Source organism: Acinetobacter sp. MD2, assembly GCF_035615575.1.
Lineage (GTDB): Bacteria > Pseudomonadota > Gammaproteobacteria > Pseudomonadales > Moraxellaceae > Acinetobacter.
The window spans coordinates 1-22,633 of record NZ_VTDK01000002.1; the positions used below are offsets into that span (position 1 = coordinate 1).

Below are 22,633 nucleotides of genomic sequence, written 5' to 3' on the forward strand. Positions count from 1 at the left end.
TAAACTCATTTGACGAAAGTTCGGCATTCAAATAAGACCAAACGAGTAAGCATACAAGTTGTGCTGGCGACAATAGCAAGAGTGAACCACCTGATCCCTTCCCGAACTCAGAAGTGAAACCTCTTAGCGCTGATGGTAGTGTGGGGTTACCCATGTGAGAGTAAGTCATCGCCAGCTCATTATTCGAAACACCCTCAACTAAACAGTTGGGGGTGTTTTTTTTATACTAAAAAAATAAAATGAAAATAGACAATTAATGATAAAAACCACCCAAGTAGTTTTCAAATAAATCAAAAATATCTTCTACATCATATCTAATAATAATATTTAATTGAGATGAGATCAGGGCTATAAGAAGCTAAATCAAGCAGTTTATAACCCTGTTTTAGAATTCGACACTCTATTGTTTTTAACCATGCTATAAAATATTTGGCGGTGTCACCTGTTCAAAAAATTTAGCATGAGCAGAAGTTAAACTAAGTTTTATCGAAAGGTAGGTATTTAAAAGGTTGCTTTTATTTTCATTCATAAGCATGATCATAATAGGCATGTTAAAGGCACTGCCTAAGCAAATGGAATGTGTATAAAAATTAGTTCGAGAGTATATCGAATGATTTTAAAAAAGAAGAAGGATGTGCAATATGGAATTCATTGTACTCACTATGATCAGTTTGTTGATTTTAGTTACGTTTTTTCTGCGCTATAAAAGAGTTCATTCGAGCTTACATGATAGTGTGTTAAAACAACGTAGAATATTGAATTATAATGAACAATTATTATTAAGTCGTTTAAGTTTCTTACGGCCTGACTACACGATTTTATCGAAAGTTTCTTATGATGCATTAATCACCACGAAATATGAGCATACTCGGCATAAATTTAATGCACTAACAGCCGATTTTGTGGTGTTAAATGAGCGTTACGAGGTAGTGGTTGTGATTGCCTTGTATGATCCTGTTTTAGGTGTGAGCCAACAGTTAAAATCGGGACAATACAGAAGTCATTTATTGAGTTTAGCGGGCTACAAAACGTTAAGTTATATCGGTGTGCCCGATGAGCAACGCTTAGAACAAGACTTAGACATTGAACATCGGGAAATGGCTTTTGCTTAAAAGCAATTGATATTAAAAGATTATAGTGGTTTTACTGCTGTAACAGTCATTTCAACCAAGACATCTGGAGCATATAATTTTGCTTCAACACACGTGCGTGCAGGGGGATTTTGAGGATCAATCCAAGCATCCCATAATTTGTTCATCGCAGCATAGTCTTGTTCAATGTTTTTTAGATAAATTGTTACTGATAAAATATGGCTTTTACTACTGCCTGCATCTGCTAGAAAACGGTCAATATTGGCAAAAGTTTGTGCTGTTTGTGAATGAATATCTTGATTCGTATCATCTGCAAGTTGTCCTGCTAAATGAATAAGATTGCCAGAAACAGCAACTTCACAAAAACGTGTACCTGCATGTAAGCGTTGAATGGTCATTATTTTGTCCTAAATACGTTTTGGTGATGATAATACTTTAGCTTTCATTGTCGCCGCAACTATTGCTGTAAGTAAGCAGCCAATGCTTAAATATATTGCAACGAGAATCCAATGGCCATTTGCATATGCAATCAGTGCTGTGGCAATAAAAGGAGTGAAACCACCACCAATAATACTGGCAATTTGATAACCTACGCCTGCGCCACTATAACGATATTCTGCACCAAAAAGCTCGGTAAAAATTGGTTGATGTACACTCACCACCATGTCATGTGCTAAATTTGCAAGTAAAATTGATAGCACAACAATCCAAAAAATCGAGCCATTTTGTAGGGCAAAAAAGAAGGGGAATGCTGCGAGTGCTCCAATGATCCCTCCCATAATACACATGCGTTTGCGTCCGAAACGATCTGCCATGTAGGCAAAAAAAGGAATACTCACACAACTAATTGCCCCAACTAGCAGTGAAATATTTAAGAAAATTTGTGATGGCATATGTAAATTTTGGGTTGAATAGCTAAGCGCGAATGTAGTGACTAAATACATGGTGAGCAGTTCAGCTAAGCGTAGGGCAATAATATAGAAAAATCCACGTGGGCTTTCTTGAATAGCTTGTAAAATAGGGAAGCGTTTTCTTGGGTGATTTTCTTGTGATTTTTGATGTGAAAATTCAACTGATTCGGGTTGCTTTGCTCGTACCCAAACTGCAAAAGCCACTAAAATAATACTGACCAAAAATGGAATACGCCAAGCCCAAGTATTAAAAGCATCTTGTCCCAAACTAAAAATAACCAATGAAACACAGCCAGAAGCGAGCATGAGACCAACGCCATAGCCAATCTGAACACCGCTGCTATAAAAAGCTTTTTTATGTTCAGGTGCATTTTCAACTGCCATTAATGCAGCACCACCCCATTCTCCCCCCACAGCAAAGCCTTGCAGAGCACGTAAACTCACCAGTAAAACTGGTGCCCACCAACCAATTTGGGCAAAATTTGGCAATAATCCAATACAAACAGTGGCCATGCCCATTAAAAAAACGGTGAGGAACAGCATTTTTTGTCGCCCGAGTTTATCTCCAAAATGTCCAAAGACTAAGCCGCCTAAAGGGCGAAATAAAAATCCGACTCCAAAGGTGGCAAAAGCTGCGAGTGTCCCCATAGTTGGGCTGATGCTTGGAAAAAATTGGCTCTTAAATACCAATGCTGCCACAATGCCATAGAGTAAAAAATCGTACCAGTCGACCACTGCACCAATAAAGCTACTAAAAGCAGCCTGACGGGCACGCTTTTCTACAGAAACGGAAGGCTTTGTGGTCATGTAAATATCCATATCGGTCAGTCAAAATCTAGCGAGCGTTGTTTTGATTGCAATCAAGGTACAATCAAAAGGGGTCATAGCTTAATCGAAATGGATACAGATGGCGAGATGTAGCGGTATTATTCATCAAGTAAAGATAGCTGTTGAATCTGTTGTAGTTCAATCAATTGATATACACCAACGCCAATCAGGCGAAAATGTGCTGTTGGGCTGATATTGGCTTCATCAAGGAGCTGAAAAATGGCATCTTGGAGTTGTATTTGGTGCTGTAATGGCTGATTAAACTGTTTACTATGCTGTAAAATCTTAAAATTGGGCGATTTTAATTTAATTTGTACGCCATAAGCCGTTAAATTCTTAGCTGTTAAGCTCTGCCATACTTGCATTGCCAATTGTTGCCAATAGGGCTGACATTGGCTTAGTTGCAGGTCGAGATTAAACGTAATTTCTTTGGAAATTTGTTGTCGTGGGCGACTTGGGGTCACTGGACGATGATCAATGCCTTGTGCGTATAGGTATAATTGCTGACCATATTTACCAAAATGTTGGACTAAAAAAGCTTCTGGAACTGTTTGTAAATCGCCTAAAGTAAATAAATGAAAGGTGGCTAATTTCGCGGTGGTCACACGCCCCACACCTGGAATCTTATTTAAGGGTAAATTTTGAATAAACTCTTGTACTTGTTTCGGCTTAATAACACATAAACCATTTGGTTTATGCCAGTCTGAGGCAATTTTGGCTAAAAATTTATTCGGTGCAACCCCTGCCGATGCAGTAAGTTGAGTGGTTTCAAAAATTTGCTGTTGAATGGCTTGGGCAATTTCCGTGGCACTTTGGAACTGGCTAAAATGCTCAGTTACATCCAGAAATGCTTCATCGAGTGAAAGTGGTTCAATAAGCTTGGTATATTGCTGAAAAATCTGTTGAATTTGCTGTGAAACTGCACGGTATAGCTCAAAATTAGGCGCTAAGATAATGACTTGCGGACACAGTTTTTTGGCCTGAGCCACAGACATGGCCGAACGTAAACCAAATTTTCGAGCAGGGTAAGATGCTGTTGTGACGACTGAACGTGGATGATCATGGGCAATAATCACAGGTAAATGTTGCAACTCGGGGCGAGTGCGTAATTCAACTGAAGCATAAAATGCATCCATATCAATATGAATAATTTTACGCATAAAGGTCGCCTATTTGTGTTGAATGCCAATATAGCGTAAGTAACTTTGCCATTGTGCGGGTGTCCCTGCATAGACATCGAGATCGACAGCTTGTTCAATCCCCGCAATTTTACCTTGTTTACTATATTGCCAAAAAAACCAACCACGTTGATCTTTCAAGGTTGGATTGGCTTCATCGTAGTCACGAATCCATAATGCAGTTTTATTAAAATTACCCATTAATACAACATGATAAAAGGTTTTAGATACATAAAAAATTGGTGCTTTGCCATAGTGTTGTTGCAGGAGTCGTTGCATGAGCTTAATTTGTTGAATAAGTTCGGTTCGATTACTTGTGAGTAGACATTGGCTATCATATTCAAGATCGATGACAGGGGCGAGCGCATTCCATTTTTTGGGTACAGTATGAATAAAATTTTGTGCTTGGACTGTGGCATCACGGCATAAACGATAAAAATGGTATGCCCCGACATTTAGACCTTGTTCACGGGCGTGTAACCAATTTTCTTGAAAATTTGGGTCTTGATAATCACCGCCTTCGGTGGCTTTGATATATATAAACTGATAGTGCTGCGGTGAAATTTGTTTCCAATCAATCTGACCTTGATGGTGTGATACATCAAAACCTTGTACAGGATAATTGGACGCTGCTAGTGGTGTATTTTGCATCAGTAGCCAAACGCCAAGGCTTAGTAGACCTATGCCTGTCATGCTTAAAAGCATAGGTAAAAGGTAGCGAGGCGTACGAAACATTTTCTTCATGCAGCGTTTGCAAATCACACAATGGGTTCGCTTAAAGTGTAAAACAAGCTGCGGTTGAAGCCTATTTAAAATTGTAGCAAAGCATGTAAATCATTGCCCTTTTGGGATTTTTAAAAAAATGATCAAGGTGAAAATATTAAATAAACCTAAGCTGATAAACGTCCAATGAAAAACTTGAACGGTATTTAAATGCAGTGTAGGAAGAGAATAGACATTAATTAATGCACCTGAGATGGCAATTGCGATACTCATCGATAGCATCATTATCATTGATAAAAAGCTGTTACCGCTACTGGCATATTGTTTAGGCAGATCTTTTAAGGTGAAGGTATTCATTGAAACGAATTGGGTTGAGTTGAAAATTCCACAAATGAAAAAATGGCTCGCACGAATCCATTCAGGCATATTTGCATCGTGCAGGGCAAATGCCATAGTGCATAGTCCTGAAAATGCGGTATTAAATACGAGTACACGGCGGTAGCCTAATTTTTGAATTAAAGGTCGTACAATCGGTTTAGAGGCCAAAGAACCGAGAACCAATGGAATGAGCATTAAACCTGTGGTTAGAGGTTCAAAGAGGAAAGCCACTTGCAACATGAGTGGCAATAAGAAGGGGATTGCATTGCCTGAGAAACGGGCAAAAAAGTTCCCTAAAATACCGACCCGAAAGCCCTGATTTTGAAATAAATCACTACGAAATAAAGCTTTGGGTACAGCATGTGCGTAATAGGCATAACCAACACAGCTAAATAGACTTACGACAACCAGTGCTGTGCTTAACTTTGTAGATAAATGTTCGGAAAAGCTATCAATCCCAAGGGTTAAACCCATCATGCTGAGCATGAGTAATACAAAACCAAAACTATCGAAGGATGGAACGGTACTTTTTAGGTTCGGTAGAGTTTTGAGGGTGACGATGATCCCTAATAAGCCCATGGGTAAATTGATAAGAAAAATCCAATGCCAACTGTATTGTTCGACCAGCCAACCGCCTAAAGTTGGACCAATTAATGGGCCAACTAAGCCTGCAAGGCTCATCAGGTTCATAGCGGCAAGGAACTGCGGGCGGGGAATAATTTTGAGTAAAGACAGTCTGCCTACAGGTAATAACAACGCCCCGCCAATGCCTTGCAAAACACGAAAAAGAATCAGGCTACTGAAAGATTCAGACATACCACAACCAAGTGATGCAGTAGTAAATAAAAAAATAGCAAATAAATAGACATTCCGCAGACCAAAGCGGTCGGCAAGCCAACCACTTAATGGAATACAACAGGCCACCGACAACACGTAAGCCACGACCACACCATGCATTTTCAGTGGGTCTTGTTGCAAACTTTTTGCCATAGCAGGTAAAGCCGTATTGACGATGGTGGTATCGAGTGCTTGCATGAAAAAACCAATCGATACCAATAACACCAACAGGCGATATTGTGTTTCCAAAGGTTGGTATTTGGTACTGCTGTCTTGGTTCATGCAAAAATCATCGAGGATGGAATGAATGATGATTATAAAGTTTAAAAAGATGATGGTGTATGTGATTGTCTGAGTAAAGATGGGGCATAGCCATAATATTGTTTAAAACTGCGGCTAAAATGGCTGGCAGAGCTAAAGCCGCATAGCGTTGCAATGTCGGTTAAATTGAGCTGTAAATGGCTGCGTAAGTATAAATAAGCCTGATTTAAACGGCGTTGTAGCACGTATTGGTGTGGCGTCATGTGGGTTGAATGACGGAACATATGGGCAAAATGGTATTCGCTTAAATGCACTTGTTCAGCTAAGTCGGCAATACTGAGAGGAAGGTGTAGATGTTGATCAATCCATTGTTTTACATAGTTTAAACTAAATGGTGATAAACCACCTTTCACTGTAGGTAAGGTCCAATCTAAATTACTGTGCTGTTGTAGTAAATGGGTTAGCAGCTGCGTTGCAGCACTACTGAGCAGCATCACATTTTGATTTTGCTGCCAATCATAACTCAATAAAAATTGGCGATACAATTGAGTAATATAAGCATCTTGCGCAAAGGTTTTCTCATCTAGCTGAATCAGACTAGGCTCTTTGTCCCAAATTTTGGCAGCCATTTGGCGTAAATGTTGGTCGGTATAATACAAATGCACAAAAGACAGTTCACCCCGTATATCCCACATCGATTCTTGTGCTTGTGGCATTAAACAAAAATGGTCAGGGCCACCGCCATTGCGCCAGCCCGAAGTCGTTTTTTGATAGCTTTCATAGCCACCTTGCACATAAAGGCTTAAGGTATGATGGTCACTACACACACGCACAGTATCGTGCTGATTAAACCACGCAGCCAGTTGCATGCCATGTCCTAATCCGACCTGATTGAGAAGTTGTGTTTTATGCTGCTGTAATTGCTCTAAAATTTGATAGGTCATTGCATAACAACAAGGCCAATTAGAATGAGAAAATAAGTGTAGCGTTTTTTAGCGCTTAATTTTTGTTTTCGGGTTAAAAAACCGCAAGATTATGCAAGTCAGCTGCGTTTGGCTTTGCCACAATTAACAGCCATAGCGTTGTAGAGAATGATGTAATGGTTAATATTTTATTATATGGCTTGGTGGTGTTAATTTGGGGAACTACATGGATTGCGATTACTGCACAGCAAGGCGTGGTGAGCGCTGAAGTTTCCATTTTTTGGCGCTTTTTAATTTCTGCGGGCATTTTATGGATTATTTTGGCTGTTCGTAAACGTGTGGCTCGCTTGAATGTACGTGACCATTTGTTTTGTGTATTACAGGGCATGTGTGTTTTTGGTTTAAATTTTTTATGCTTTTATAGCGCAGTTGCCTATATTAACAGTGGCTTAGAATCGGTGATTTTTTCATTGGCGGTATTATTTAATGCCATAAATAGCCGTATTTTCTTTAAAACCCCAGTTCCAGTGCGTTTTTATTCTGCCGCGTTGTGTGGCTTTATCGGTATATTGGCTTTATTTTGGCAAGATATTCATGCCACCAGTTTTAAAGTCGAAACATTTTGGGGAATTGGGCTGTGTATGTTGGGTACACTTGGTTTTTCCTTCGGAAATATGATTAGCACACGACATCAACGTCAGGGCTTAGATGTGTTTAGTACCAACGCTTACGCGATGAGTTATGGCACAGTTTTTATGGCGTTGCTGGCATTGTTACAAGGGCATCCGTTTGTGACTGCATTTGATACGAAGTTTGTAGCTGCGGTTTTGTATTTAGCCGTATTTGGCTCGGTGATTGGTTTTACAGCTTATTTTATGTTGGTAGGGCGAATTGGCGCAGGGCAAGCGGCATATAGCACCTTACTTTTTCCCTTAATTGCCTTAAGTGTTTCAACCATTTGGGAAGGCTATGTGTGGAGCAGCAGTGCAATTTTGGGGGTAATGTTGATTTTACTGGGTAACTTTATTTTCTTTGCAAAATTACCCGTATGCAGCAAAATTTTAAAGCCTACAGCACCTTCAGATGCTGTATGAGCATTTTCCCTTCTCCCGCAAGGAAGAAGGGAAAATGGCTTTAATTTATGTTTGAAACAAGTATTAGTGTTTCACGACAATTGAGTCGATACCACTATTTGCTAAGGTCTGTTGTGCTGCAAAGGCTGCATTTTGGCTATTAAATGGCCCTGAAATCACCCGATACCATGTTTTACCGCCTTCTTGGGTGGTAATGACATCGGCTGGGAGTTTGTTCATTAGAATTTCAGAACGTTTCGCATCGGCGCTGTCTGGGTCGCTAAAACTTTTAACCTGTAGAATATAACTGGTGGCAGCAGGTGTTTCACTGACCTCTGAAGCATCATTACTGAGCTGTGTGGGCTGCGCAGGGGCTTCAACAATCATACCTGTATTTTTAGCTTGAGTGTCGGGTACTGCTTGTTCAGGAATGGGAGTGACTTGTTGTTTTGGGAGTTGGTCGTAAAAACGGTAGTCGGTATTGGTTTCTTCTTGGTTTTGTCCCGCACTAATTTCAGTATGTGGTTGCACAGGTGCCCACGGTTTCCATAGCATAAAGGCAACCGCCGCAACTACAAATAAAAGAATCACAAAAAGTGTTAGTACCCATTTCGGTAGCCATGGTTGTTTTGGTTGTTTTGGTCGTTCTGAAACACCACGTTGCATTTTTCCAAACACAGGAAATTCCTCTTTTTTACAGCGACCTTTAGGCAATCTACTGCCAAAGCGTTACAGGTGTAACACTTTGGTTAAAGCTAAAAAATTATACTTATAAACACAAGTTTACATGCTTTCTGGTGCAGAAACACCGAGTAATTTTAGACCATTCTGTAACACTTGTTGTACGTTTACCGAAAGCAATAAACGCGCTTGGGTTAGGTCTTGGTCATCACCTAAAACTTTGTGCTCGTTATACCAACCGTGGAATAACGCCGCCAATTCTTTTAAGTAGTTTCCGACTTGGTGTGGTTCATAAGCATTGGCAGCACGTGCAACAATTTCAGGATAAGCGGCAAGTTTCGCTAAAATTTCAGCTTCAGCTTCTAATTGCAGTTGCTGTGCAAATTCACGTGCTTGAGTTGCATCAAAATTTAAGCCTGTGTCTTTGGCTTTTTCTAACATACGGCAGATACGCGCATGGGCATATTGAATGTAATACACCGCATTATCTTTGCTTTGTGAAACAGCAAGGTCTAAGTCAAAGTCGATGTGTTGTTCGCTTTTACGCATGACATAATAAAAACGTGCAGCATCATTACCAACTTCTTTACGTAAGTCACGTAAAGTCACAAATTGGCCTGAACGAGATGACATTTGGATCATCTCGCCACCACGCCATAAGCTTACGAACTGTACCAAAAGGACGGTAAGTTTGGCTGAGTCATAACCTAAAGCATCAATTGCAGCTTTCACACGTGCAATATAACCGTGGTGGTCTGAACCCCAAATGTCTAAAATATGGGTATAACCCCGTTGTAGTTTATTTAAGTGGTAGGCAATGTCGGATGCAAAATAGGTAGTTTGACCATTGCGGCGTTTAACCACACGGTCTTTTTCATCGCCAAAGTCAGTCGATTTAAACCAAATATTGCCGTCTTTTTCGTATAAGAAACCACGTTGTTCAAGTGTTTCAAGTGCTTCATCAATTTTGTCGGTTAAGCTTGCTTCGCTAAACCACTGATTAAAGGTCACACCAAATTCGCCTAAATCGTCTTTAATGTCGGCTAAAATTGCATTTAAAGCCGCTTGATGGAACACGCGATAGCCTTCGCCAAGCAAGTTTTGTGAATTGGCAATCAAACCATCAATATGTTTTTCTTTGTCGCCTGAAAGCACCACTTTATTGCCATCGGCATCCAATTCTGCTGCATATTGCACATCTTCAGGAACATTGGCATACACATCGGCTACAGGGCGTACTAAAGTTTCGCCTTTTTGGTCGATAATGCTTTGTGCGATATCTTTTACGTAATCGCCCTGATACGCATTTTTAGGAAAAACAAGGCTTTGACCTGTTAATTCCAAATAACGTAAATAGGTTGAAGTCGCCAGAATATCCATTTGACGGCCTGCATCATTGACATAATATTCACGGTCAACCGTTGCCCCTGTGGCTTCAAGCAAGTTTGCCACGGTCATGCCATACGCAGCGCCGCGACCATGTCCTACATGTAGGCTAGAGGTTGGATTCGCCGAGACAAACTCAACTTGAACTTTGTGGTTTGCATTAATGTGTGTACGCCCAAATTCCGCTTGTTGCGCCTGAATTTGATCTAACACAGCAAAGCGTTGGTCGGCATTTAGAAAGAAGTTAATAAAGCCTGGGCCTGCAATTTCAGCTTTAGTGATATCAATTACTTCTGGTAAATTTTCTAGAATTTTTTCGGCAAGATCGCGTGGTTTAAGTCCCGCAGGTTTTGCAGCAATCATCGCAACATTCGATGCAAAATCGCCGTGGCTTCGGTCTTTGGTACGGGTTAAGGTACTGCTGTTTTTCCACTCTTGTGGAAGGACACCTTGCTGCTGAAGCGATTGGATTGCATGTTCGAGCGCTGCTTGTATTGCCGTATTCATAATCTATAGAAAACTTGTCACAAAAAAGAGATCAAATATAGCAAATTTTGTGCGGTTTAGGAAAAGGCATTTATGTTTTAACGTGTGTTGATGAGATCTTTATTGCGTTCTTTTTATCTTTGATGGAATGATGAACCGTCTCTAATTTAGTGTGGAATTTTGAGTTGGCTAAAATGGTTTTGCAGAGTGCAGCATATTTAGGTATTATTGTTATGTTATAACATAATTTTTGAGTGTAAAATGAAAGCCAATCTCCATCCGGATTATCAACAAGTCTTGTTTCACGACACCAATGCTGATGTGTATTTTTTAATTGGTTCAACTTTAAAATCACAGCAAACCAAAGAATATCAAGGTCAAATTTATCCTTATATGACTTTAGATATTTCCAGTGCATCACATCCGTTTTATACAGGTGAGATTCGTCAGGCCAGTAATGAGGGGCGTGTTGCGAACTTTAAGCGTAAATTTGCACGCTTTGCCAAGAAAAAAGTAGATTAACTGCTGTTCGGCACTCACTTTTATGTTTTTACAACCAAAGTGAGTGCTGTAATTCATCTTAAAAATAGCGCTATCGCTACTATAAATATAAGAAATACCCATTTGAGTGAAAAACCGATTAAGCTTAGCAGGGTAAATTGGAGGGTAGGTTAGTCGGCGTGATTAACTTACAAAAACAGATAGGACATAAATGCAATGACGCAAGCCAAGTATCCCCTTTATATTCCTTATGCAGGCAATACTTTATTAGAACTTCCTTTATTAAATAAAGGTTCCGCATTTAGTGAAGAAGAACGGACGCGTTTTAATTTGCATGGTTTAATTCCACATGTTGTGGAAACAATTGACGAGCAAAGCCAGCGTGCATATCAGCAGTTTTCTGCATTCCATGATGCAATTAACAAGCACATTTATTTACGTAATATTCAAGATACCAACGAAACACTTTTTTTCCGTGTACTTGAAGACCATTTAGCCGAAATGCTACCTGTGATTTATACCCCAACTGTGGGCGAGGCGTGTCAGCGTTTTTCTGATATTTATCGCCGTCATCGTGGGGTATTTATTTCTTATCCTGACCGCGAACATATTGATGATATTTTGCAAAATGTCAGCAAAAAGAATGTCAAAGTAATTGTGATTACTGATGGCGAGCGAATTTTAGGTTTAGGTGACCAAGGTATTGGCGGTATGGGCATTCCAATTGGGAAATTGTCTTTGTATACCGCATGTGGTGGCATTAGCCCTGCATATACCTTGCCAATTACCATTGATGTGGGAACCAATAATCCACAACTACTCAATGACCCAATTTATATGGGCTGGCGTCAGCCACGTATTAGTGGTGATGAATATTACAGCTTTGTTGATGAAGTCATTAAAGCAATTCAGCGCCGTTGGCCAAAAGCACTGATTCAATTTGAAGATTTTGCACAAAAAAATGCCATGCCATTGCTTGAAAAATATCGCGATAAAATTTGCTGTTTTAACGATGATATTCAAGGCACTGCCGCAGTTTCGGTGGGCAGTTTAATTGCAGCAAGCCGTGCCGCAGGTAAGCAGTTAAAAGATCAAACCGTTGCCTTTTTAGGTGCAGGTTCGGCAGGTTGTGGTATTGCCGAACAAATTGTGGCGCAAATGATTGCGGAAGGCTTAACCGATGCACAGGCTCGCGCACGTGTGTTTATGGTCGATCGTTTTGGTTTAATCACTGAAAATCAGCCGAATTTATTGAATTTCCAACGTAAATTGGCACAAAAACCTGAAGCGGTTACAAGTTGGGGGAATGCTGAAGAAATTATTTCATTGCTTGATGTGGTGAAAAATGCCAAACCAACTGTGTTAATTGGCGTTTCGGGTCAACCTGGCTTATTTACCGAAGAAGTGATTCGTACCTTGGCACAAAACTGTGAGCGTCCAATTGTATTGCCACTGTCAAACCCAACTTCACGTGTTGAAGCTATTCCTTCGGATATTATTCAATGGACAGAGGGTCGTGCCTTAATTGCCACGGGAAGCCCATTTGCACCAGTGAATTATCAAGGCAAGCTGTATCATATTTCGCAGTGCAATAACTCGTATATTTTCCCAGGCATTGGGTTGGGCATTTTAGCTGCTTCGGCAACGCGAGTAACCGACAGTATGCTGATGGCTTCAAGCAATGCGTTGGCAGATTGCTCACCTATGCTCAAAGATTTAAATGCTGATTTATTGCCTGATATTAATGAAATTCAGCAAGTGTCGCGTTTAATTGCGTTTAAAGTTGCAAAGGCAGCTATGGAAGCTGGGGTTGCACCGACGGTTTCAGATGAACTTTTACTTGAAAATATTGAGCAGAATTTCTGGAAGCCTGTGTATCGTCAATATAAACGAATTCCATTTTAATTAATCATCAGATTAGCCCCGACCTGTTCGGGGCTTTTTTTATTTACTTATTCTAATTTTAGATATCTCGAAAAACGATAAATTTGCCTAATTTTCTTATTTTACGATGGCGTTATAAATATGGATAAATAGATCTTAAGTTCAATATAAATACTTTAGGTTTAGTTATGACAGCTTCTTTCAATCTTCAAAAACCCCTCAATATTGTCGCAGTTTCAGGTGGTTTAAATCATCCTTCTAAAACCGAAGCTTTGGTACAAGCTATTTTAGATGAGCTTGGCGATGCGACTCCCATCAATGTGCATTTTATTAAGTTTAGCGAAATTGGGCATTTATTAGGTGGTGCAATTTACCGCAGCCAATTACCACAGCGGGTGCAAGATGACTTGGCTGCGGTAGAAGCTGCCGATGCTTTAATTGTGGGAACACCTGTTTATCGTGCTTCATTTACTGGGTTATTCAAACATTTCTTTGACTTTGTAGAACAAACCGCTTTGGTGGATGTGCCTGTACTTTTGGCAGCATCAGGCGGGAGTGACCGTCATGCGTTAGTGCTAGAGCACCAACTGCGTCCATTATTTAGCTTTTTCCAAGCACAAACATTACCGATTGGCGTGTATGCCACCGACCGCGATTTTACCGCGCAGTACACCATCCAAAGCGATTTATTGCGTGAGCGCATTACCTTAGCTGTGGCACGTGCTTTGCCAATTTTAGAGTGGGCACCTGCAAAAGGGCAGCGTGCCGCGGTGATTAAATCGAAAACTGAACAAGCCAATCAGCACTTGGGGATTAATAAACAAATTGAGCAAGCAGAAGTATTGCCATCGGCTGCCGTACCTGACTTAAAAACAGCGGAATCACGCTTACATCCAAAATCAACTAAACATCATGTTGCTTAAGCCACATCGATGATACAGGGGAGAGCATTGCATGGCACAGTCACAAGTCGCAATTAAGTTTGCCTATTGGGTACCCAATGTAAGTGGTGGTTTGGTGGTGAGTAATATTGAACAGCGCACCGAATGGAATATTGATTACAACACAAAGCTTGCACAGACAGCCGAGCGTTATGGCTTTGAATATGCATTAACCCAAATTCGTTTTACGGCGGGATATGGCGCAGAGTTTCAGCATGAGTCTGTGGCATTTAGCCATGCAATTTTAGCCGCGACCAACCAATTAAAAGTGATTGCTGCGATTTTACCTGGGCCGTGGAAACCTGCTCTTGCAGCAAAACAGCTCGCTACGATTGACCAACTTACCCAAGGGCGAATTGCAATTAATGTGGTGAGTGGTTGGTTTAAAGGCGAGTTTGATGCCATTGGTGAGCCTTGGCCTGAGCATGACGAGCGTTATGTCCGTTCGGAGGAGTTTATTCGGAGTTTAAAAGGGATTTGGACGACCGATAACTTTAGTTTTGATGGTAAGTATTATCAATTTAAAGATTACACTTTAAAACCTAAGCCTTTACAGCAGCCACATCCTGAAATTTTTCAGGGTGGCACATCACGTGCAGCGCGGGATATGGCAGCTAAAGTTTCAGATTGGTATTTTGCCAATGGCAATAGCGTAGACGGAATTTCACAGCAAATTCAAGAATTACGTGCCAAGGCAAAAGCCAATCAGCATCAAGTTAAAGTTGGGTTGAATGCGTTTGTGATTGCCAGAGATACCGAAGCAGAAGCACAAGCTGTACTTCAAGAGATTCTTGCAAAAGCGAATCCTGAAGCGGTGAATGCTTTTGCCGATGCGACACGTCAAGCAGGGGCAGCGAGTCCTGAAGGGCAAGGTAATTGGGCCGAGTCGAGTTTTGAAGACTTGGTGCAATATAATGATGGTTTTAAAACCAATTTAATTGGAACACCTGAACAAATTGCCGAGCGTATAGTGGCTTATAAAGCGGTTGGGGTGGACTTAATTTTGACAGGCTTCTTACACTTTATAGAAGAAGTGGAATATTTTGGACAGCGGGTTTTACCACTCGTGCGAGAGCTTGAGCAAAAGCAACACAGAAATGTCGCTTAAATTTCTAAGTTTTAATTGAAGCACGCTCAAATTTGAGGGTGCTTTTTGTTTTTTAAGTTATTGTTATAAAGGTAAAAAATAGATAATTTTATTCAAATAAATTGGTTCGAATACACAAAAATAATTGCGATAGTAACAGAATCATCCACATTCAAATGACGTGAAATATGGGAAATTATAATACTGTTATCGATGAGCTTTCTTTAGGCGCAGACGACGAAACACTTGCACAGCGATTCCGTCCAATTTTTCAAAGAATTTCTGCAACAGCATTACAGCGTGAACAACAAAGACAATTGCCCTTTGAACCAATTCAATGGTTAAAAACAGCTGGTTTTGGTGCGGTTCGTGTGCCTGTTCGTTATGGTGGTGCGGGTGCATCGTTGCCGCAATTACTCCAACTGTTAACTGAACTGGCAGCAGCCGACTCCAACATTACCCAAGCTTTACGAGGTCATTTTGCCTTTGTGGAAGACCGTTTAAATGCACATCGTGATCAATCACAAAAAAAGTGGTTTGAGCGCTTTGTTGCAGGTGAATTGGTGGGTAATGCGTGGACGGAAGTGGGGCAAGTGAAAATTGGCGAAGTCATCACACGAGTGAAGCAACAGCCGAATGGAACATGGATTGTTTCGGGAAAAAAATATTACAGCACAGGCAGTATTTTTGCTGATTGGTTAGATTTATTTGCACAAATTGATCATAGCAATCAAAACGTGATTGTTGCTTTACCTACACAGCATGAGCAGATTCAAATTGAAGATGATTGGGATGGTTTTGGGCAACGAACTACAGGCAGTGGTACGGTAACGATTCACGACGTAGCAGTCGATGCTGAAAATATGATTGATTTTGAACAACGTTTTAAATACCAAACTGCATTTTATCAGGTGGTGTTATTAAGTGTTTTGTCAGGAACAGCGCAAGCGGCTGTGAAAACTTTTAGTGAGCAAGTCAAGTTGCGTACGCGAGTCTATAGTCATGGTAATGCCGATCGGGTCGATCAAGATGCACAGGTATTACAAGTCATTGGGAAAGCGACTGCACAGGCTTATGCAGCAGAAGCGATTACCGACCGAGCAGCACACGCTTTGCAAGATGCTTATAAAGCACATTTTAGTGCCGAGCTACAATCTGACAGTTTAGAAAAACAAGCCAACATTGCAGCCGAATTAGCATCGGCACAAGGGCAGGTGGTGGTTGCAGATTTGGTTTTAACCTTAACCACCCAACTGTTTAACGCATTGGGTGCATCGGCCACCAGTATGCAAAAAAGTTTAGACCGTTTTTGGCGTAATGCACGTACTGCGGCTTCACATAATCCGATTATTTATAAAGAGCGGATTATTGGCGATTATGTCGTAAATGGAACAGAACCACCGTATGTTTGGCAAATTGGTGGAGGCAGTTTGCAAAAATAAATCTGCCTCATCATGCTCCACGTGGAACATGAGCTTAGCCGCTTTTAAACAGCGTATGATTGAGTGCGCTGTTTAAAAACAGAATTTAGATTTTACTTAGAAAAAAATAAAGCAGCTGTAAAAAATGATAGCCATTTATTGATTAAACCAAAGTAGCTAAGCGTCGCCCTTCATATAGTCGAATAAGCAAGCTGAAACTGGCACAAATACACGCCAATAGCACGACAGCCATCCAACCATATTGCACAAACATGATATTGCCAAGCCATGAGCCTAAAGACATACCAATAAAAACACCTGTAAATAAAATACCATTGAGGCGGCCGCGTGCTTCGGGATTCAAAGCATAAACCAAGGTTTGATGTGACACGAGACTGGCTTGTAAGCCTAAGTCAAAACCAACTGCGGCAATTGCAATCACAATAAGTTGCCAGTAAACGGATACAAAAGGCATGCTAAACATCAACATAAAAGACAGGCAAACCAAGATTGCACCTAACTGGGTAACCGAATGTGCGCCGTATTTATCAGACAGTGTGCCTGCAATTGGCGCTGCGAGTGCACCTGCTGCACCAGCCAGTCCAAAAGCCCCTGCAACAACACTGCCAAAGTGATATTGCTGTGCCAACATTAACGCAAGAGTTGACCAAAAAGCGCTAAAGGCGACTGATAATAATCCTTGTGCAAATGCAGCATGGCGTAAGGCAGGGTAGTGTTGCCAGAGTTTAAGCATTGAACCGAGCAAAGCGAAATAGCTTAATGAAACATGAGGTTTAAATGTAGGTAAAACCCGCCATAAACCTACGGCAACCAGTGCGACACTGAGGGCTGCAATTTGGTATAAGGCACGCCAACCGAAAGCTGCACTGAGAATTCCACTCACTGTTCGTGACAATAAAATGCCAAGCAATAGCCCCGTCATTACTGTGCCGACAAATTTTCCTTGTTGTCCTGCGGGCGCTAAAATGGCGGCAGAAGGAACAATGTCTTGCGCTAGTGTGGCGACAATGCCAATCATTAAGCTTAAAAATAAAATACTTTGGGTGCTATGACTTACACTAAACGCGAATAACGTGAAGGTGAGTAATCCACTTTTAATGAGAATTAAATGCTTACGGTTATAACGGTCGCCCAAAGGAATTAAAAAGAAAATACCCAGTGCATACCCCATTTGGGTAAGGGTTGGTATAAAACCAATAGTGTGTGCTGAAAGCTGTAAGTCACTTTGCAATAACGGTAAAATGGGCTGAGCATAATATAAACACGCCACCGCAAAGCCTGCTCCAAGTGCCAGCATAAAAATTAATAAAGTTGAAGGTGGTGCCGTTGGCGCATGGGTCATGGCTGTCTCGGGTTCTGTAAATATAGAAACAATAGCGATATTTTAAAAAAAATAGCCAATAGTGGTAGCCGCTTCTTTGCTAAAATAGTTATACGTTAGACGCATAACAATAACGCTTATGAAATACGCAGAACGTATAGATCGCATTGAACTCATGCACACCTTTATTCGTATTCTTGAAAGTGGTTCACTTTCGGCTGCTGCACGGCAGTTAAATTTGTCGCAAGCCAGTGTGAGCCGCCGTTTAAGTACCTTAGAGAAATTACTGGGGGTGAAATTACTTATGCGTAACACCCATAGCCTAAAGCTAACTGATGATGGCGAGCGCTGTTATCAGCATGCCAAGCAACTCACCAGTCATTGGCTAAGTTTAGAAGAAGAATTAAAACAGGCATCTGATGAACCTGTTGGCACATTGCGGGTGCGTGTACCACATGCTTTTGGGCAGCAACAATTAATTGAACCGCTCATTCCATTTCTGGAAAAATATCCGCAGCTAAATATTGAATGGAAATTACGTGATATTTTACCTGACTTTTTAGCTGAAGATATCGACTGTGCGATTCATGTTGGTTTTGAACCGAATGTGAATACAGTAGCAATTTTATTGGCAGAAGTACCGCGTATTGTGGTAGCAAGCCCACAATTATTGGCGAAGCATCCGCCCGTTCGGCAGTTACAAGATTTAGCGCATTGGCCTTGGGTAGCAGTGAGTTTGTTTTATCAAGATAAAGTCAGTTTACATAATCATCATACCCAACAATCTGATGTCATTCAGATCAGTCCACGTTTAAGTACCGATAATTTATTTGTGACGAAGAATGCTGTTTTAGCAGGTTTAGGTGTTGCGATGGTGTCGAGTTGGATTGTGAAAGATGAGCTTGCTACAGGGCAATTGGTGCAAATTTTACCAGAGTGGTCTGCCGCACCCATTCCGATCTATTTAATTTATCCGTGGGCAGACTATTATCCTGCACGGTTAAGACAGTTTTTAGCGTTGATGAAACAGGTCATGCCAAATATTGTGGGCGTACAAGCCCCCGATACGGAAAAAATCTGAAAAACTTGCAGCACATGCATGCACTGCAAGGGTCAAAATGAAGTTATTTTACTTTATGTAGTTCATCGCCCACAGCATTAAACAAGCGCTCTAAATCGGTGGCTTTGGCATTAAACATTGGCCCAAATTGCAATGTGTCTGCCCCAAAGCGTACATAAAAACCTGCTTTCCAAAGTGCTGTTCCAACTTCAAATGGGCGAATGGTTGGATCTGCATCGCGGGCATTTAATTGAATTGAGCCAATTAAACCGCAGTTTCGAATATCTGCAATATGCGGTGTGCCTTTTAAACCATGAATAAGTTTTTCAAATTCAGGTGCTAACGCGGCTGATTGGTCAATCAGTTGTTCTTTTTCTAAGACATCTAACGTTGCAAGTGCTGCTGCACATGCCACAGGATGCGCCGAATAGGTATAACCATGGCCCAATTCAACGGCATGTTCAGGCAGGTCTTGCTGCATAAAGGTATTGTAAATTTTACTTGAAGTGACCACGCCACCAATCGGAATTGCACCATTCGAGATTTGTTTGGCAAAGTTTAAAATATCAGGTGTTACGCCAAAATATTCAGCACCTGTCCATTTGCCCATGCGTCCAAAACCTGTAATGACCTCATCAAAAATCAGTAAGATATTATGTTGATCACAAATTTCACGTAAGCGTTGTAAATAGCCTGTTGGGGGAACAATACACCCGCCCGAACCGGAAACAGGCTCGACAATTAGCGCGGCAATATTCGAGGCATCGTGCAGTTCAATCAGTTTAAGCAGTTCATTGGCAAGTTCAATGCCCCCTGTGGCTGACATGCCTTGGGTAAATTGCTGATTTGGTTGTAGTGTATGTGGTAAATGATCGACATCCATAAACTGCCCAAACATTTTACGATTACCACCAATACCCCCTAAACTTGTACCTGCAAGGTTTACGCCGTGATAGCCCTTCATTCGCCCAATAAATTTGGTTTTGCTGGCTTGACCTTGAATGCGCCAATAGGCTTTGGCAATTTTCACTGCTGTATCGGCAGATTCTGAACCTGAACCTGTAAAAAAGACATGATTTAAGGGTTCAGGCATGATTGCCGCGATTTTATCGGCTAATTTAAAAGAAAGTGGATGTCCAAATTGGAATCCTGGCGAATAATCTAAAGTTCCGAGTTGTTGTGCCACGGCTTGCTGAATCTCAACACGGCTATGTCCCGCACCGCATGTCCAAAGCCCTGATAACGAGTCATAAATTTGCCGGCCTTGATCATCCACTAAATAATGGTCTTTGGCAGCCACTACAAACCGTGGGTCTTTGGCAAAGCTGCGGTTGCCACTATAAGGCATCCAATGAGATTGAGAATAGTTGGCATCGTAATCTTGAGTGGTGAACATGGTGGCATCCTGCAATGGCTTGAGCATTTGAGCTTACAATGTTGGCTTAGATAAGATAAATTTAAATCAACTCAACTTTGGTTATAAAAAAACTCACCTAAAATGAAAGCCAAGAACATTAGCCAAATTACCGATTTTGATTTAAAACTTCTACGTGTTTTTCAGCGTGTGGTGGCGTGTGGCAGCTTTGTTGCCGCCGAAAGTGCGCTTGGCATGACGCGCTCTGCAATCAGCCTACATATGAGCGACTTAGAAAAACGCTTAGGTGTTCGATTATGCCAACGTGGGCGTTCAGGCTTTGCCTTAACCGAAGAAGGACGTGAAATTTTACGTTACAGCGAAATTTTATTTACCTCTTTGGAAGATTTTCGTCAGAGTGTTAATCAAGTGCATCAGCACTTAAAAGGTGAGCTCAATATTGGCATTATTAATAATTTGGTGACGCAGCCACAAATGAAAATTACTGCTGCTTTGTCGGCACTGTCCGATGCTAGTCGCGAGGTGCAAATTCATTTAAGCATGAGCACCCCCAGTGAAATTGAACGGGGCATTTTAGAAGGGCGCTTACATGTTGGCGCTTTGCCGATGATGCAACCGCTTTCAGGGTTAGATTATTTCCCCTTGTATGATGAAACCTGTTTTTTATATTGTAGTCAGCAACATCCGCTATTTAATTTAGATGTGAGCATGACCGATTTAAAAAATTTTGATGCGGTTGTTCCGAATTATCGAATGAATAACGAGGCGATGCGCTTACAAAAAAGTTTAAAGAAAAGCGCAACGGCAACTGACCGTGAAGGCATTGCATTTTTAATTTTATCGGGGCGGTTTGTGGGTTTCTTGCCTGATCATTATGCCAAACAATGGGTCGATCAAGGCGTAATGCAGGCAGTTTTACCTGAGCAACTGGCTTTTCAGTCGCAAATTTCGGTGGTGACCCGTAAAGGTCGGCATCCCAATTTAATTCTAGAATTGTTTTTAGAAAAGTTGATGGCGTAGTTGTATTTGGCGCAAATAAAAAGCTGCCACATCGGGCAGCTTTTTATTAATTTTGGAATAATTTTACATATTCGACAAAATAGAATCGCGAACTTGATCCATCGTTGCATCAATTGACAGCATCACGGCATCAGCGCATTGTTTAATTGCGGTGTCTGGATCTTTTAAGCCGTTACCTGTTACAGTACACACAATCACAGAACCTTCAGCAATTTTACCTGCTTTAATGTCACGAATGGCACCGCCAATCGATGCTGCTGAAGCAGGCTCAACAAACACCCCTTCATACATTGAAAGCATGCGCTGTGCATCTAAAATATCGGCATCGGTCAACTCATCAAACCAACCGTTTGAGTCACGTACCACAGCTTTAGCATGGTTCCAGCTTTGTGGGTTACCAATACGAATCGCTGTTGCCACTGTTTCAGGGTTAGTAATTGGCGCACCACGTAAAAATGGCGCAGCGCCTGATGCTTGATAACCAACCATCACAGGTAAACCTTCAGGTTTTGGCCCAGTAAATTGATCTGTTGCAGCATCGTACACCACTTGCTCGAATTGATCGGCAGGTTGGTTGGCAACCGCTTCGGTATAACCCATCCAGTGCGCAGTAATGTTACCTGCATTACCCACAGGTAGGCAGTGGTAATCAGGTGCACGGCCAAGTTCATCCACCACTTCATAAGCAATGGTTTTTTGACCTTGTAAACGGTATGGGTTAATTGAGTTAACAATGGTTACAGGCGCTTTGTCGGCAACTTCTTTTACAAGGCGCATACCATCGTCAAAGTTACCTCGAATTTGCATGGTGATCGCACCGTACATCATGGCTTGCGCCATTTTACCCATGGCAATTTTGCCTTCAGGAATTAAAACAAATGCTTTAATGCCGGCACGTGCTGCATAAGCCGCAGCCGCAGCCGAAGTGTTACCAGTAGAGGCACAAATAATGGCTTTAGAACCTTCTTCAACCGCTTTGGTCACTGCCATGGTCATGCCACGGTCTTTAAATGAACCCGTTGGATTAAGACCTTCATATTTCACATAAATTTCAACATTTTTGCCAATAATACGTGGAATATTCTCAAGCTTAATGAGCGGGGTGTTTCCTTCACCTAAAGAAATTGCACGTGTAGTTGCAGATACAGGTAGACGATCACGATAACGATCTACAAGACCAGTATAACGATTGGCATTCGACATGATGATGTTCCAATGAAAAAATGAAGCATGAAGAGGGGAAACC

General features: G+C 41.3%; 20 protein-coding genes and 1 rRNA gene. 10 read left to right on the plus strand and 11 right to left on the minus strand.

What is annotated here, in order from left to right:
* The first annotated feature begins 62 nt into the window (after positions 1-62).
* Both rrf and FXN70_RS03255 read left to right on the plus strand, forming a co-directional pair.
* Positions 63-177, plus strand: a 5S ribosomal RNA gene (gene rrf, locus FXN70_RS03250).
* Between the two features lie 464 nt (positions 178-641).
* Entirely contained in the window at positions 642-1,112 is a 471-nt protein-coding gene (locus tag FXN70_RS03255) for a DUF2726 domain-containing protein (RefSeq protein ID WP_324646068.1), read from the plus strand.
* 20 nt (positions 1,113-1,132) lie between these two features.
* Here the strand turns inward: FXN70_RS03255 and FXN70_RS03260 are convergent, their stop codons facing one another.
* The 6 genes from FXN70_RS03260 to FXN70_RS03285 form a co-directional block, all read right to left on the minus strand.
* Positions 1,133-1,489, minus strand: a complete 357-nt coding sequence (locus FXN70_RS03260) for a RidA family protein (protein ID WP_324646069.1) — start codon at positions 1,487-1,489, stop codon at positions 1,133-1,135.
* 9 nt (positions 1,490-1,498) lie between these two features.
* Positions 1,499-2,809, minus strand: a complete 1,311-nt coding sequence (gene shiA / locus FXN70_RS03265; protein WP_324646070.1) for a shikimate transporter — start codon at positions 2,807-2,809, stop codon at positions 1,499-1,501.
* A gap of 119 nt (positions 2,810-2,928) precedes the next feature.
* Positions 2,929-3,990, minus strand: coding sequence for a DNA polymerase IV (gene dinB, locus FXN70_RS03270; protein ID WP_324646071.1), 1,062 nt, complete (start codon positions 3,988-3,990; stop codon positions 2,929-2,931).
* A gap of 9 nt (positions 3,991-3,999) precedes the next feature.
* Positions 4,000-4,752: a GH25 family lysozyme gene (locus tag FXN70_RS03275; protein WP_420714360.1), complete on the minus strand. Its 753-nt coding sequence runs from the start codon at positions 4,750-4,752 to the stop codon at positions 4,000-4,002.
* A gap of 90 nt (positions 4,753-4,842) precedes the next feature.
* Complete coding sequence (gene mdtD / locus FXN70_RS03280; RefSeq protein ID WP_324646072.1) at positions 4,843-6,228, minus strand: multidrug transporter subunit MdtD; 1,386 nt, start codon at positions 6,226-6,228, stop codon at positions 4,843-4,845.
* A 41-nt stretch (positions 6,229-6,269) separates the two neighbouring features.
* Positions 6,270-7,151 carry an AraC family transcriptional regulator gene (locus tag FXN70_RS03285; protein ID WP_324646073.1) on the minus strand — a complete coding sequence of 294 codons (882 nt, stop codon included), beginning with the start codon at positions 7,149-7,151 and terminating at the stop codon, positions 6,270-6,272.
* Positions 7,152-7,306: 155 nt separating this feature from the next.
* Between FXN70_RS03285 and FXN70_RS03290 the strand changes: the two genes are divergently transcribed.
* Positions 7,307-8,224 carry a DMT family transporter gene (locus FXN70_RS03290; protein ID WP_324646074.1) on the plus strand — a complete coding sequence of 306 codons (918 nt, stop codon included), beginning with the start codon at positions 7,307-7,309 and terminating at the stop codon, positions 8,222-8,224.
* A gap of 63 nt (positions 8,225-8,287) precedes the next feature.
* Here FXN70_RS03290 and FXN70_RS03295 read toward each other — a convergent pair whose 3' ends face one another.
* Both FXN70_RS03295 and argS read right to left on the minus strand, forming a co-directional pair.
* Positions 8,288-8,881: an SPOR domain-containing protein gene (locus tag FXN70_RS03295; protein ID WP_324646075.1), complete on the minus strand. Its 594-nt coding sequence runs from the start codon at positions 8,879-8,881 to the stop codon at positions 8,288-8,290.
* A 105-nt stretch (positions 8,882-8,986) separates the two neighbouring features.
* Positions 8,987-10,777 (minus strand): arginine--tRNA ligase, encoded by a 1,791-nt coding sequence (gene argS / locus FXN70_RS03300; protein WP_324646076.1) that lies wholly within the window; start codon positions 10,775-10,777, stop codon positions 8,987-8,989.
* Between the two features lie 240 nt (positions 10,778-11,017).
* Between argS and FXN70_RS03305 the strand changes: the two genes are divergently transcribed.
* From FXN70_RS03305 to FXN70_RS03325, 5 genes are all read left to right on the plus strand, one after another.
* Positions 11,018-11,278 carry a type B 50S ribosomal protein L31 gene (locus FXN70_RS03305; protein ID WP_324646077.1) on the plus strand — a complete coding sequence of 87 codons (261 nt, stop codon included), beginning with the start codon at positions 11,018-11,020 and terminating at the stop codon, positions 11,276-11,278.
* Positions 11,279-11,473: 195 nt separating this feature from the next.
* Entirely contained in the window at positions 11,474-13,162 is a 1,689-nt protein-coding gene (locus FXN70_RS03310) for an NAD-dependent malic enzyme (protein WP_324646078.1), read from the plus strand.
* Between the two features lie 167 nt (positions 13,163-13,329).
* On the plus strand, positions 13,330-14,064 hold the full coding sequence (gene msuE / locus FXN70_RS03315) for an FMN reductase (RefSeq protein WP_324646079.1): 735 nt from the start codon (positions 13,330-13,332) through the stop codon (positions 14,062-14,064).
* A gap of 31 nt (positions 14,065-14,095) precedes the next feature.
* Positions 14,096-15,190: a dimethylsulfone monooxygenase SfnG gene (gene sfnG / locus FXN70_RS03320; RefSeq protein WP_324646080.1), complete on the plus strand. Its 1,095-nt coding sequence runs from the start codon at positions 14,096-14,098 to the stop codon at positions 15,188-15,190.
* Positions 15,191-15,357: 167 nt separating this feature from the next.
* Positions 15,358-16,611, plus strand: a complete 1,254-nt coding sequence (locus FXN70_RS03325; RefSeq protein ID WP_324646081.1) for an acyl-CoA dehydrogenase family protein — start codon at positions 15,358-15,360, stop codon at positions 16,609-16,611.
* 142 nt (positions 16,612-16,753) lie between these two features.
* Here FXN70_RS03325 and FXN70_RS03330 read toward each other — a convergent pair whose 3' ends face one another.
* Complete coding sequence (locus FXN70_RS03330; RefSeq protein ID WP_324646082.1) at positions 16,754-17,953, minus strand: MFS transporter; 1,200 nt, start codon at positions 17,951-17,953, stop codon at positions 16,754-16,756.
* Between the two features lie 118 nt (positions 17,954-18,071).
* Here FXN70_RS03330 and FXN70_RS03335 point away from each other — a divergent pair, with 118 nt between their 5' ends.
* Positions 18,072-19,013: a LysR family transcriptional regulator gene (locus tag FXN70_RS03335; RefSeq protein ID WP_324646083.1), complete on the plus strand. Its 942-nt coding sequence runs from the start codon at positions 18,072-18,074 to the stop codon at positions 19,011-19,013.
* Between the two features lie 43 nt (positions 19,014-19,056).
* On the opposite strand, the gene FXN70_RS03340 is transcribed toward FXN70_RS03335, so the two are convergent.
* Positions 19,057-20,388 carry an aspartate aminotransferase family protein gene (locus tag FXN70_RS03340; RefSeq protein ID WP_324646084.1) on the minus strand — a complete coding sequence of 444 codons (1,332 nt, stop codon included), beginning with the start codon at positions 20,386-20,388 and terminating at the stop codon, positions 19,057-19,059.
* Between the two features lie 102 nt (positions 20,389-20,490).
* Here FXN70_RS03340 and FXN70_RS03345 point away from each other — a divergent pair, with 102 nt between their 5' ends.
* Entirely contained in the window at positions 20,491-21,387 is an 897-nt protein-coding gene (locus FXN70_RS03345; RefSeq protein ID WP_324646085.1) for a LysR family transcriptional regulator, read from the plus strand.
* A 63-nt stretch (positions 21,388-21,450) separates the two neighbouring features.
* On the opposite strand, the gene thrC is transcribed toward FXN70_RS03345, so the two are convergent.
* Positions 21,451-22,590, minus strand: a complete 1,140-nt coding sequence (gene thrC, locus FXN70_RS03350; protein WP_324646086.1) for a threonine synthase — start codon at positions 22,588-22,590, stop codon at positions 21,451-21,453.
* Positions 22,591-22,633 lie beyond the last annotated feature (43 nt).